This window comes from Asticcacaulis sp. (genome assembly GCF_020217185.1).
GTDB lineage: Bacteria > Pseudomonadota > Alphaproteobacteria > Caulobacterales > Caulobacteraceae > Asticcacaulis.
This window is the reverse complement of the sequence record NZ_JAIWNX010000309.1, coordinates 1-13,070: the sequence shown is the minus strand read 5'-3', so window position 1 is coordinate 13,070 and position 13,070 is coordinate 1. Positions and strand designations below refer to the sequence as shown.

8 protein-coding genes and 1 pseudogene are annotated in these 13,070 nt (G+C 61.9%); 2 read left to right on the top strand and 7 right to left on the bottom strand.

Going from position 1 to position 13,070, the window contains the following annotated elements:
• Positions 1–141: 141 nt before the first annotated feature.
• The 3 genes from LDL37_RS16020 to LDL37_RS16010 all read right to left on the bottom strand — a co-directional run bounded on the left by LDL37_RS16020 (position 142) and on the right by LDL37_RS16010 (position 6,962).
• Positions 142–3,258, bottom strand: coding sequence for an efflux RND transporter permease subunit (locus LDL37_RS16020; protein WP_290799859.1), 3,117 nt, complete (start codon positions 3,256–3,258; stop codon positions 142–144).
• 209 nt (positions 3,259–3,467) lie between these two features.
• Positions 3,468–6,257: an EAL domain-containing protein gene (locus LDL37_RS16015; protein WP_290799857.1), complete on the bottom strand. Its 2,790-nt coding sequence runs from the start codon at positions 6,255–6,257 to the stop codon at positions 3,468–3,470.
• A 105-nt stretch (positions 6,258–6,362) separates the two neighbouring features.
• On the bottom strand, positions 6,363–6,962 hold the full coding sequence (locus tag LDL37_RS16010; RefSeq protein WP_290799856.1) for a TetR/AcrR family transcriptional regulator: 600 nt from the start codon (positions 6,960–6,962) through the stop codon (positions 6,363–6,365).
• A gap of 154 nt (positions 6,963–7,116) precedes the next feature.
• On the opposite strand from LDL37_RS16010, the gene LDL37_RS16005 reads away from it, so the two are divergent.
• Positions 7,117–8,790 carry an EAL domain-containing protein gene (locus LDL37_RS16005; protein WP_290799854.1) on the top strand — a complete coding sequence of 558 codons (1,674 nt, stop codon included), beginning with the start codon at positions 7,117–7,119 and terminating at the stop codon, positions 8,788–8,790.
• Between the two features lie 60 nt (positions 8,791–8,850).
• The gene (locus LDL37_RS16000; RefSeq protein ID WP_290799853.1) at positions 8,851–9,594 is read left to right on the top strand and encodes a YciC family protein; all 744 of its coding nucleotides are present in this window, start codon (positions 8,851–8,853) and stop codon (positions 9,592–9,594) included.
• A gap of 6 nt (positions 9,595–9,600) precedes the next feature.
• Here the strand turns inward: LDL37_RS16000 and LDL37_RS15995 are convergent, their stop codons facing one another.
• The 4 genes and pseudogenes from LDL37_RS15995 to LDL37_RS15980 form a co-directional block, all read right to left on the bottom strand.
• Positions 9,601–10,524, bottom strand: coding sequence for an RDD family protein (locus LDL37_RS15995; RefSeq protein ID WP_290799852.1), 924 nt, complete (start codon positions 10,522–10,524; stop codon positions 9,601–9,603).
• Positions 10,511–11,566 (bottom strand): stage II sporulation protein M, encoded by a 1,056-nt coding sequence (locus tag LDL37_RS15990; RefSeq protein ID WP_290799850.1) that lies wholly within the window; start codon positions 11,564–11,566, stop codon positions 10,511–10,513. Before LDL37_RS15990 ends, LDL37_RS15995 begins: the two co-directional genes overlap by 14 nt.
• Positions 11,563–12,873 carry a DUF58 domain-containing protein gene (locus LDL37_RS15985; protein WP_290799848.1) on the bottom strand — a complete coding sequence of 437 codons (1,311 nt, stop codon included), beginning with the start codon at positions 12,871–12,873 and terminating at the stop codon, positions 11,563–11,565. Before LDL37_RS15985 ends, LDL37_RS15990 begins: the two co-directional genes overlap by 4 nt.
• Positions 12,870–13,070 (bottom strand): annotated as a pseudogene (locus tag LDL37_RS15980) (magnesium chelatase); the annotation flags it as partial. The gene LDL37_RS15985 and the pseudogene LDL37_RS15980, both read right to left, overlap by 4 nt.

Genomic DNA, 13,070 nt, shown 5'->3' with positions numbered 1-13,070 from the left:
AGCCCCTCGCCGGGCGGTGGCTTCGCCACCTTGGCCGCCGCCTCAATGGCGGCTTGAGCGGAATGATTCCAGTAGAAATCATTCCGCTCTAACATCCCTGCTACGTTGCGGCAGGGGTGTGGGTCCGTTGAAAGGATAGGCTCAGGCCTCTTTGACTTCGTTGCGGTATTTGCGATTGAACACCTTCTGCACCAGCACGAAGAACAGCGGAATGTAGAAGATGGCCAGCAGGGTCGCCGACAGCACCCCGCCGATCAGGCCTGTACCAATGGCGTGCTGCGCCCCCGACCCGGCCCCATTGGCCAAGGCCAGAGGCAGCACGCCGAAGGTAAAGGCGAACGAGGTCATCAGGATGGGCCGCAGACGAATGCGCGAGGCTTCCAGCGTGGCGTCGATCAGGCCCATGCCGCGTTCCTGAAGCGTGCGGGCGTATTCGACGATCAGGATGGCGTTTTTGCACGACAGGCCGATGGTGGTGAGCAGACCGACCTGAAAGAAGATGTCGTTGTCGAGCCCGCGCGCCCACGTGGCCACAAGCGCCCCCAGCACCGCCAGAGGCAGGACGAGGATGACCGAGAACGGAATGGTCCAGCTTTCGTACAAAGCCGCCAGCAGCAGGAAGACGACCAGCACCGAAAGCGCATAGAGCGCCGGGGCCTGTGCGCCGGATTCGCGTTCCTGCAAGGACAGGCCTGTCCATTCAATCGCTGTGCCCTGCGGCAGGTCCGTGGCCAGATCTTCGACCGCGGCCATGGCATCCCCCGACGATACGCCGTCGGCGGCTGCGCCCTGCACGCCTGTGGAAGGCGACCCATTATAGCGCTCCAGCGTCGGAGCCCCCGCCTGCCAGCGCGTCGAACCAAAGGCCGAGAACGGCACCATGGCACCGTCCTTGTTACGCACATACCAGCGGTTCAGGTCTTCCGGGCGCATGCGATAGGGGGTATCGGCCTGCACATAGACGCGCTTGACGCGACCGCGATCAATAAAGTCGTTGACGTAGGAGCCACCCCAGGCGGCGGCCAGCATGGCATTGATGTCCGACACGCTGACGCCCATAGCCCCGGCAGCCGTCTTGTTGATGTCGATCTTGAGCTGTGGCGTATAGTCCTGCCCACCGGAGCGCACCGAACCCAGTCGCGGGTCTTTTTCCGCGCGTCGGATAAAGTCGTTGCGCGCCGCCAGCAGCGCCTCCGGCCCGACGCCGCCGACATCCTTGATCACAAAGGAGAAGCCCGACGCATCGCCCAGAGAACGCACCACCGGCGGCTGGGTGGGGATGATGCGGGCATTGCGGTATTCGGGCTTGGCAAATTCCTTGCGCGCGCGTTCGATCACCGCCGGCACGCGCAGGTCGCTGCCCTTGCGCTCCTCAAACGGCTTCATGCGGATATTGACCTGCCCTTGATTCTGACCGTTGGAGCCGACGCGCGCAAAGACGTAGCGCGCCGTCGGGTCTTTTTGCAGATAGGCCTCGACCCTGGCCACCACCTCATCGGTCGTCTTGCGCGTCGTGCCGACGGGTAACTGAACGATGGTCTGCATGAAGCCCTGATCCTCATCCGGCAGGAAGGAGGTCGGCAGGACGCGGAACATCATGCCGCAGGCCACCAGCACCACGCCATAGATGACGAGATAACGCAGCGGCTTGCCGATAATGCGGCCAACGGCTCCCATATAGCCGTGGCTGGCGCGGGTGAAGCTTTTGTTGAACCAGCCGAAAAAGCCTTTCTTTTCGGCGTGCTTCTGAGGATCGACCGGCTTTAGGATGGTGGCGCACAGAGGTGGCGTCAGGATCAGGGCCACCAGCACCGACAAGGCCATGGCCGAGACGATGGTGATGGAAAACTGACGATAGATGATACCCTGCGTACCGCCAAAAAAGGCCATGGGTACAAACATGGCCGACAGGACCAGACCGATGCCGATCAGCGCGCCGGTAATCTCATCCATGGATTTTCGCGTGGCTTCCTTGGGGTCGAGCCCCTCTTCGTGCATCACGCGCTCAACGTTTTCAACGACCACGATGGCATCATCGACCAGCAGGCCAATGGCCAGCACCAGACCAAACATGGTCAGAAGGTTGATCGAATAGCCGAAGGCGGCCAAAATCCCCAACGTCCCCAGAAGCACCACCGGAACGGCGATGGTCGGGATGATGGTGGCGCGCCAGTTTTGCAAGAACAGGTACATGACGATGAAGACCAGCACGATGGCTTCGATCAGGGTCTTCACCACCTCCTTGATCGACAGCTTGATGAAGTCAGTCGAGTCATTGGGGATGGCGTAGGTGATGTTCTTGGGGAAGCTTTTCGACAGCTTTTCCATCTCGGCCTTGACCAGCTCAGCGGTTTTCAGCGCATTGGCCCCGGTAGCAAGGCTGATGGCGATGCCGGTGGCCGGCTGTCCGTTGATGCGGCTGATCGAGTCGTAGCTCTGCTGCCCCAGCTCGACGCGCGCCACGTCGCGCAGATACACGGTCGCGCCCGACGTATCGCTTTTGACGATGATATTCTGGAACTCGTCTGCCGTGGTCAGGCGCGACTGCGAGGTGATGGTGGCATTGAGCGCGATATCGTCTGTGGTCGGCTGCGCCGCCAGTTGCCCGGCGGAAACCTGAGCGTTCTGGGCACGGATGGCCGTCACCACATCGGCGGGCGTCAGGTTAAAGGCCACCAGCTTTTCGGGATTGAGCCAGATACGCATGGCATAGCCGGAACCGAACACATTGCTTTCGCCCACCCCGTCCACGCGCGCCAGCGTGTCCTGCACATTGGATACCAGATAGTCACCAAGGTCGGCATTGGTCAGCGATCCATCCGTTGAATACAACGAAATGACCATCAGCATGTTGTTGGAGGCCTTGTTGACCCGCACGCCCTGCGCCTGCACATCCTGCGGCAGGCGGTTGATAACGGCCTGCACCTGATTTTGCACCTGCACCTGAGCCGTGTCGATATTGGTCCCCGCTTCGAAGACGAGGGTGACATTGGCAGAGCCGCTGTCCGAAGACGAGGCCGTGATGTATTTCAGGCGATCGAGCCCGGTCATCCCCTGCTCGATGATCTGCGTCACCGAATCCTCGACCGTTTTCGCCGACGCCCCTGGATAGGAGGCGTTGATGCGCACCTGCGGCAGGGCGATGTCCGGATACTGTTCAACCGGCAGGGTACGGATCGAAAGTAGCCCGGCCAGCATGATGACAATGGCCACCACCCAGGCAAAGATGGGGCGGTCAATAAAGAAACGGGACAGCATGAAAACCCTTGGTCAGGCGACGTCAGCGGTGAGATGTCTTGGCCCACATCCGTCCCTGTGACAAGCCTTCATCGGCCCGGAGAAAAGAAGCCGCAAGCGCCAGAGAAAGGCTCGCTTGCGGCCAGAACAGGATGTGCACCACAAACTGTTACGGTAGGCGCTTACAAATCCGTCGCCCGTCTCAGCATTCGGTATCACAATTTTACAGCTTACGCCGTCAGGCGCGCCGGGGCGGTTTCGTCGAGCACCTGCGCCGCCGGGCGGCCGAAATAATAGCCCTGCGCCTCGTCACAGCCTTCGCTGCGTAACAATTCAAGCTGCGCCACCGTCTCGACGCCTTCGGCAAGAACCGGCACCTCAAGACTGCGCCCCAGCGCCAGAATGGCGCGGATGATGGCACGCGCCTGCGGGCTCTGTTCGGCCTCCATCAGGAAGGAGCGATCAATCTTGATTTTGTCGAAGGGGAAGGCATTGAGCGTATCGAGCGACGAATAGCCCGTACCAAAGTCGTCAATGGCGATGGTTACGCCGAAGCCCTTGATCTGACGCAGAATATGCAGGGCACGCGCCTTGTCGCCGATAATGGTCGATTCGGTGATTTCAAGTTCAAGACGACGCGGCGACAGGCCGGTCTCGATCAGGATGGACTGCACCATACCGACCAGATCGGGGTGCGTTAGCTGCACCGGCGACAGGTTGACGGCCACCTTGGCCCCATTGGTCCAGGTGGCGGCCTCAGCGCAGGCCGTGCGTAACACCCACTCACCGATGTCGAGTATAGCCCCGCATTCTTCGGCCACGGGGATAAAGTCGGCCGGGCTGACAAAACCGCGCTGCGGATGCTGCCAGCGCAGCAGGGCCTCATAGCCCGTAATGGCCTGCGACGTGACCGACCGCTGCACCTGATAGTGGACGCGCAGTTCGTCACGGGCGATGGCCTGCCACAGGTCCTTGGCGAGCGCGCGCCGGTCGCGGGCGGCTTCATCCATGCGCGCTTCGTAGTAACAAACGGCCTCATGGCCGTTTATGCGCGGCTGCGCCTTGGCGCGATAGAGCGCCAGATCGGCATTGTTCATCAAAGGCTCACGCCCGTCGGCATCGTCGGGATAGACGGCCACGCCCATCGACCCGCCGGGAGAGACCTCAAACCCGTCGAGGTCGATAGGATCGTGCAGGGCCGCGTCCACACGGCTGACGAAGTCGCTGAGTTCGCGCGCTTCCGCAAATGTCTTGACGCAGGCAAATTCGTCGCCGCCGATGCGCCCCACGAACTCGCTGTCACCACACAGGCGCTGAAGGCGTTCGGCGATGATTTTCAGCACCTGATCCCCGGCCGCGTGGCCGCGCACGTCATTGATTTCCTTGAAGCGGTCAAGGTCGATGGCCACCGCCGCCACCTTGTGACCTGTACGCGCCGCGCGTTCCAGTTCGCGGTCCGCGTGCTGATTGAAATGCTCACGATTGGGCAGACCCGTCAGGCCGTCGTGGCGCGCCATGTGCGCGATACGGTCCTCGTCGCGGCGGCGCGCCGTGATGTCATCAATCGTTGTCACCCAGCCGCCTTCGGGCAAGGGCCGGTAGGTCACCGAGAGCACGGTGCCATTCGCCGATTCTGAAATCAGCGTCCCGCCTTCCGGCTGGGCAATCAGGTCCATGTGCATGCGATAGCGCGCCTCGATCTGCGCTTCGGTCGCCCCGGCGCGGCGCAGAATATTACCCAGCACCTCGCGGAAAGGCGTGCCCGGACGCGCCATGTTCGGGTCATTGCCAAACATGCTGTAAACGCGCGGGTTGGCGAAAACGAGCCGATGATCGGCGTCATAGAGGCTGAGCCCTTGTGACATGTGGCGCAAAGCGGTGTCGAAATTGTGCGTGGTCCGCTTCAGTTTTTCCCGATCCGCCCGGCGCTGCGTGATATCGCGCGTCACCTTGGCAAAGCCGATCAGTGTGCCGTCGCTCTCGTACATGGGGGTCAGGATGACGTGGGCCAGGAAGGTTGTGCCGTCCTTGCGCACGCGCTCGCCCTCCTCTTCGTAACGACCCTGTTCCAGTGCCGCCTGCAATATGGCCTGCGGCTTGCCGACCTCGCGGTCAGCTTCGGGGAAGAAGGTGGCAAAGGATTGGCCCACAATCTCGGACGCTGCATAGCCCTTGAAACGCTGCGCCCCGGCATTCCAGTTGCTGACCCGCCCCTGCGGATCGAGCATGTAGATGGCATAGTCGCGCACCGAGTCGATCAGAATACGCATGTGCCGCTCATTGGCGGCGACAGCGGCTTCGAACTTCTGACGCTGACTCAGGCTCATAATGCACAGGCCCATCACCGCGATGGCCACTACGGCCACCGTGATCGACATGCTGCCCGGATTGAGCATCAGGCCGCCCGTCGCGATACGCGGATCGGGCGTGACGTCCACGGCCCCCATGCCGATAAAGTGGTGTGCCACAATCCCCAGCACCATCAGACCGGTGGCCCCTGTCAGGGCATACCGATAGCGACTGGTTGCCAGCCACAGGGCCGCCGCTTCGAACACCATACCCAGCAGAACGGAGGCCGCGACCAGTTCCGTGTGCCAGCCGATGTGCGCGGGCGCGATAACCGCCGACATGCCCGTATAGTGCATCCCCGCCACGCCCAGTCCCAGCAAGGCCCCGCCGACGCCGCGCCACAGACCTTGGCGCTCCGAAACGGCCAGAGCCATACCGGCACTGGTAATGGTCACGGCGATTACCAAAGACAGGAAGGTTTTGAAAAGGTCGTAGCCGGTGGCGACGCCGGCGCTATAGGCCAGCATGGCGATAAAGTGCGTCGCCCAGATGCCAAAGCCGGCGGCCAGCCCCGCCATAGCCACCCAGCGCCAGCGTTCAGCCCCGTCCGTCTCGCGGGCGCGTCGGGCCAGTCTGAGCGCTGTGAAGGAAGCCGAAACGCAAACCAGCGCCGCCAGTACGACCAGCGCCCAGTCGTGCTGATCCCGTAAGCACGCGATAACTCTCAGCATTTTCAAGCGTCCCACTCAGTGCGTTTTGCACACTTTCTACAAAGCCTTGCCATGGAAGGCTTTTCGATTGTGTTAACACCGATACGTCTGACGCGCCGGACGGGTTCAGGTGCCCGGCAAGGTCTTGCTGAGGAGACGCTTGAGCTGAATCTGCTGAAGACTGCGTTCAGCATTGGCGCGGGCGCAGCGCGCCGCCTGCTGCGGCGTTTCGCGCAAGGACCCGATCATGGCGCCTTCATAGAGCAGCAGCCATTCATGCGACAGGCTATCGGCCATGTCGGCATAGCCCGCCTCCCCCAGCAGGGTTTCAAACCATTCGCGCAACTGATGGCGGGCGGCGGCCACAACGTCAGCTATCGCCGGTTTGGCAGAGCCAAATTCAACCGTAGCCGTAATCAGCAGGTCCCCCCGCATCGTCGCTTCCGACACCTGGGGCAGGGCATCGAACAGAGACAGGGGTCGCGATTTGACCTCCCCCGCTTCGACAGCGATCTTGAGCGCGGCAAAATGCGAAATATGCCAGCGTTCAAGGCAGGCGAGGATCAGATCGTCCTTGGACGGGAAGTGGCGATAGAAACTGGCCTTAGCGACCGCTGAATCCGCGATGATGCGATCAATACCCGTCGCGCGAAACCCCTGCGTGGCAAATAACGGCAAGGCCGTCTGCACAATGCGATCCCTGACGCCCGTTTTCGTTCCAGCCATGTCCGACCCTCCCTGTGAGTGACGCCGATTTTGACAGACAAGTCTGTCCTGTCAACGTTTACACATCGCTGCGCAGAGGCTTTATTAAGCATTTTCTGTTTAGGTGGCGGAGATATCATGGTGGGTATGCACCCGCACAAGGACTTTTAGCTGCATGCCCGAACGCGACGACTACAAAAACCAGCGCGACCGCTACATTGCCTTTTCCCTCGCGGCGGCCGATCTGCTGGTTGAAGTCGATGAGGGCGGAAAAATCGCCCGCACCATCGGGGCCACCAACGCCCTTCTGGCCGAAGACGCACAAAGCGTCAAAGGGCAGGCCATCGAAGCGCTGTTTCCATCCGCAGATCGTTATCTGGTCGCCCGCCTGCTGGCACGGGCGCGCGAAATCGGGCGTATCGACCCGGCCACCGTCCGCCTGAAACCCGATGGCCGCAAACCGATCCATGTCAATCTGGGGGCCTGTTATCTGCCCGATCGGCAGCGGACCTTCGTGACCGTCACCGTGCTGTCTGAGCCGCTGGTCAAGGCCTTGCCTGAACGCGATGATATTTCGGGCCTGCTCGATCTGTGCGAATTCCAGCATATGGCCTCGCGGTCCATTAAACCGGGGGATGCCGGTTCGGGTGCGGCCATGTTGCAGGAAATGCAGCTGATCCGGCTGAATGGCCTGAGCGACGCCATGGACAAGATGCCGCAGTCGCGCTCTGAACAGTTGATGGGTGAAATCGGTGCCCTGCTGCGCGCCTCCTCCGGGCCGACCGGCGCGGCCGCCCGTCTGGGAGACGATGAGTTTGGCCTAATGGCCGATCAGGGCTCCAACGCCATCAGCGAAGCGCAACTGATGGGGGATATTCAGCAGGTGCTGAGTAATGCCGGGGTCAAGGAAGACCGCGTGTCTTCCAGCATCGTTACCCTGTCTATGGATACCACAAACCTCAGCGAAGACAGCGTCGCCAAGGCCCTGTCCTACGTCGTGGACAAGTTTACCAAGACCGCGACGCTTGAAGCGCGTGATCTGCAAAACAGCCTGAACGCCGCCATCAACGCCGCCGTCGATCAGTACGCCCGCGTCAAGGCCGTCCTCGCCGCCGGTCAGTTCACCCTGCATTATCAACCGGTTGTGGACATAGCGTCGCGTGAGGTTCATCACTACGAAGCGCTGTTGCGTTTCAACGGCGGGCTGGATTCCTACGACACGGTGCGCTTTTCCGAGCAGGTGGGGCTGGCGGTCGAATTCGATCTGGCCGTCTGCGACAAGGCGATCAGCGCCCTGCATCAGTATCCCGGCGAATCCATCGCCATGAACCTTTCGGGCCTTTCGGTGCAGAACGCGCAGTTCCGCGACCGCCTCAGTGCCCGCCTTAAAGCCGAGCCTGCGCTCAAAAACCGGCTGATGTTCGAACTGACCGAGTCGCACATGATCGAGGATGTCGAGGACGCCGCGCGCTTCCTCGCCGATCTGCGCCGCCGCGGATATGAAATCTGTCTGGATGATTTCGGCTCAGGGGCCGCCGCCTATAATTATCTGCGCCGCTTCGATGTGGACTATATCAAGATCGACGGCCCGTTCCTCAAGACCGCCCTCACCCAGCCGCGTCAACGCGCACTCATCCACTCCCTGAGCATCCTGTGTCAGGAACTGAAGTGCAAGTGTATCGGCGAAATGATCGAGTCAGAGGACATGGTGCGTCTGGCCAAAGACCTCGGCATCACCCACGGACAGGGCTGGCTGTTCGGTAAGCCCGCCGCCCAGATTCCGCCGCGCAGCAATGCGGTATCCCATGCCGTGGCGCGCCGTAAAGGGGTCAGGGAAACCTGGGGCTGATCCCTCCCCTTGTCAGGGTCATTTTGACGGTCTAATCTCCTCGCTGGGGGAGAAAGCAGCATGTTCTCAGCTATTTTCAATCGCGGCTTCGACCTGTTGGGCCGGCACTTTGTGCTGATCTTTGGCACAGCCTTTTTTATCATGGGCCTGCCGTCGGTGCTGGGGGCCATCTTCCTCTACGATCTGACCGGAAACACAGGCGACAAGCTGTTTGAGTCGCTGTTTACCCACGGCTGGCCGGCTGTCGCCTATGCCGTACTTTGCGTGGCGCTTTATCTGATCAACTATTCGGTCATCACCGAAATTGCCGTGACGGGCCTGGCGCGCAGTGAGTTCCGCTTGGCCGACGCTCTGGGCCGCAGCCTGATGAATATTATTCCTCTGCTGATTCTCTTTTGCCTGTGCGGGCTGTTGGTCGGGCTGGGGTTCATGCTGCTGGTTATACCCGGCATTATTCTGATGCTGGCCTTATCGGTCACCTGCACCGCCTATATTGCTGAGGGTAAGACCGGAATCACAGACGCTATGCAACGCAGTTTTGAGCTGACGCGCGGCCATCGCTGGGCGTTGCTGGGGGTGTTTATCTGTGTGGGCTTGCTGGAAATGGTTATCGGGGCCATTGCCGAAGCCCCGATGCTGTTGGTCGGTCAGGACCTGCCGCAGCCCGTGATTATCGGCGCGTCCACCCTGATCAACACGCTGAGCGATGCCTTTTCTCTGGTGTTCAGCGTCGCCGCCTATGTGTGCCTGCGTCAGGCCAAGGAAGGCCAGCCGACCGACAGCGCGGCGGATGTCTTTGGCTGACGGTTTTTATTCGTCGAACTTGTCCTTGCGGCGGCGACCCAGAAGCATTCGCCCCTCAAGCTGCGCCCGCAGGGCGGCATAATAGGCCCGCAGGAACGCCTCGTCCGAAGGGATATCGCTGGCGATCTTGGGTTCGACCCAGCCGATGCGCGCCTTGATGCGATCGGCGACGGCACGCAAGGTGGTCGCACGCTTTTCGCGCAAGACCTCTTCCAGCACGCCCAGTTCCTTTTCGCCATACACGCTGATCTGTTCCGGCGTAAAGGTGAGGCCGGGCGACGTGACCGGGGCCTGTTCAGCCAGATCGAAGCTCAGGCGCTCACGCGGTACATGCACGACGCGCGTACCGCCCAGAAAATCACCCAGCCGCGCCCGCGACGTATTGAACAGCGGCAACAGAGCAAGAGTCAGGGTCCAGATCAGGGCCACCAGCGACACCCAGCCGCCATTGACGCTGGCCTGAAGCGCCAGAGTCAGGGGCAGGTACAGCTCCACCTCACGCAGGGCGTTGCGTGTAATCACCGCTGAGGGCGTCAGATGACCGCCATCGTGCGAAATGACGCGAATCTTCATCACCCGCTTGCCCGGCGTGGCGGCGCGCGGCCCCAGCTCAAACAGCATGAAATAGCCCGAGCGCAGGAAGAAGCCGATCAGTACAAACAGGATAAACAGCGCCTGAATGGCGGGATGATCCATCTTCACATTGTCGAACTTCAGGTGTTCGAACGGCAGGAGGATGTACAGGATCACCAGCACAACGGGCGCCAGAATGATGATCAGAAAGTCGATCACCAGCGCCGCCAGACGCGAGGCGAAGGAGGCCGTGCGAAACGACAGCACCACGCCTTCGGGCGTCGTCACCGGCGTGACGGGGCCCTCTGTGGACGGCAGGGCGACGGCCCCGCCCTTCATCAGGTCAGGTCTGGGCATGGCCGACCTCATGACTGAGCTTTGGCGGGCGCGGTTTGCGCAGACGACCGACCGCGATGAAATAGGCCAGCCAAAAGACCAGCATCACCCCGCCAAACGTAAAGCGCGCCCACATCTCGGTCACCGTCTGACGCGCCACGCCTTCGATAAAGCCGGCGATGACCAACATCAGCATGGCCCCCAGCATGGCCGTCCCGGCCAGTCGCCCGGCTTCGGCCAGCGCCGCCTTGCGCGTCAGGTGGCCGGGGAACATGATGCGCCGCGCCAGATGAAACCCCGCCGCCGCGCCGATGACGGCCGCCGTCAGCTCGGTCGTGCCGTGAATCGACAGCCAGGCTATGAAATCCGGTCCCAAACCGCGTGAGGCAAACAGCCACACCATCGCCCCGACCGACATGCCAAAGACAATCATCAGAAAGGCCGTCGGCAGGCCGCCGATCACCCCCAGGGCAAAGGCCGATAACGTCACCTGCGTGTTGTGGCTCATCAGGAAGACCGAAAAGGCCGCGAGCGGTTCACCGCTTTCGCTGCCGCCAATGGTCTTGCGCAGGTCGTCAACGCTGGCGTTCAGATCACGGCCCTGCGACATGCCCCCGACCAGCGGATCGTACCAACTGGGGTCGGCCATGCACATCAATATACCCCCGACAATCCCCAGCACCAGACACAGGGTGGACAGGGACAACTCCCCCCATAGGGCGCGCACCGAGCGCGGCAGGTCGCGCAGGAAAAAGTCGCGAACAATCACGCCGGGCCGGGCGTGCGGTCCGTACATGTAGACATAGGCGCGCGCACACAGGGCCTGCAGGAAGGTGATCAGGTTGCGATCCAGCGAGATCGACTGCGCCATCGACAGAGACGATACCGTCGAACGGTAAAGTACCGGCAGGTCCAGCAATTCCTCGGTGGTGAATTTGCGCAAGCCTCCGTTTTCAGCGCGGTCGATCTGTTTGGCCAGCGCCTTCCAGTCCTTTTCGCGCGCTTCGCGGAACTTCTGGCTCTTGAGTTGCAGAGGGGGCTTTTCGTTGGCAGCTTCGCTCACAACCGGTCCTCCCGTTTCATTTCCAGATATTTGAGCACCAGTTGCACGGCCATGGCCTCAGTGGTGGGCTCCAGCACTTCGATACCGTAGCGGCGCAACGTCGCGTGGACGGTTTCGCGCTGTTGCAACAGGCGGCGGGCGAAGATGGCGCGCGTGACGTCATCAGCCGCCTGCGGTTCGGACGCGGCCAGCCCCTCCAGCACCTCATCGCGGAAGGCGACAAAGACGATCAGGTGCTTTTTCGACAGGCGCTGCAAGGCTTCGAGCATCAGGTCGGCGCTGATTTCGTCGATAAAGTCGGTAAACAGCACGATCAGCGAACGGCGTGCGATCTTCGACCCCAGATCGGCCAGGGCCAGCGTATGGTTGGTTTCTTCGGGCCGATCGTCGAGGCCCGACAATTGCGCCTTCAGCGTCTCATAGGCCTGCGTCCCGGCCAGCAGCGGCGCATTGTGATACGGCCGCGCCGCAAAAGCGAAAGAGCGTACATTGTCGCCGATTTTCAGCGCGCAGTAGCCCAGCAGCAGGCCGGCATAGAGGGCGCGGTCGAGCTTTTTGACCCGCAGCAGCGGCTCACCCATCAGGCGGCCGGTGTCGAAGGCCAGCACGATATGGTGGTTGCGCTCGGTCTGAAACTCACGCGACAGCAGTTTGAGGTGACGCGCCGAGGAGCGCCAGTCGATGCGGCGATGGTCCTGCGACGAGTCGTATTCGCGCAGTGCGTGGTATTCGGAGCCATTGTGCAACTGGTTCTGCACCCGCACCCCATAGACGGAGTCACGTGAAAACAGGGCGGCGGCGTCCTGCTGTACGCCCTCAATATCCGGCGTGACCACCATTTCGGCCTTAAGCGGCACGATCTTCTGCACATAGCCGAGGCCCAAAACACCGCTCCAGCGCAGATGCGCGGTTTCCACCGCCGCCTTGCCGCGCGCCGTGGCGCGCAGGGCCAGTTGTCCCTTGAACAGGCCAGCATCGGGGCTCAGGGTCAGACCGGCCTGCGGCGTTTGCAGGCGTGACGACACGCCCCAGCGGATTTCGATCTTTTTGGGCGTGCGCGCCTTAAAGCGCACGGCGTAGGCAAAGCCATAGTCGCGCCCGACACCGATGCGACGCGGCAGGGGGATATCCAGCGTCAGGTGCGACGGCAGCGGCGCAAAAACCCCCTCAAACACCGCCAGCGCCATCAACCCCAGCATGATCAGCGGCATGACCCACCAGACGGCAGGCGCTATAAAGACCACCCCCGCCCCCAGAAGGACGCAGGCGATCAGTATCCGGATCAGGCGCGGGGTGGGATGGATCATCTGGGGATCTCGATACGCTCCAGAAGGCCTTGCAGGACGCCGTCCACCGACTGCCCCTCGATTTCGGCCGAGGGCGACAGCAGCACGCGGTGGCGCATGGACGGCAGGTACAGCGCCTTGATGTCGTCCGGCAGCACGTAGTCGCGTCCGTCCAGCGTGGCGCGCGCCCGCGCCGCCCGCGCCAGCAGCGCGCCAGA

What these genes read in the sequence shown, in the direction of transcription:
- LDL37_RS16020 (WP_290799859.1), bottom strand. Translation starts at nt 3,258, where the DNA reads ATGCTGTCCCGTTTCTTTATTGACCGCCCCATCTTTGCCTGGGTGGTG.
- LDL37_RS16015 (WP_290799857.1), bottom strand. Translation starts at nt 6,257, where the DNA reads ATGCTGAGAGTTATCGCGTGCTTACGGGATCAGCACGACTGGGCGCTG.
- LDL37_RS16010 (WP_290799856.1), bottom strand. Translation starts at nt 6,962, where the DNA reads ATGGCTGGAACGAAAACGGGCGTCAGGGATCGCATTGTGCAGACGGCC.
- LDL37_RS16005 (WP_290799854.1), top strand. Translation starts at nt 7,117, where the DNA reads ATGCCCGAACGCGACGACTACAAAAACCAGCGCGACCGCTACATTGCC.
- LDL37_RS16000 (WP_290799853.1), top strand. Translation starts at nt 8,851, where the DNA reads ATGTTCTCAGCTATTTTCAATCGCGGCTTCGACCTGTTGGGCCGGCAC.
- LDL37_RS15995 (WP_290799852.1), bottom strand. Translation starts at nt 10,524, where the DNA reads ATGCCCAGACCTGACCTGATGAAGGGCGGGGCCGTCGCCCTGCCGTCC.
- LDL37_RS15985 (WP_290799848.1), bottom strand. Translation starts at nt 12,873, where the DNA reads ATGATCCATCCCACCCCGCGCCTGATCCGGATACTGATCGCCTGCGTC.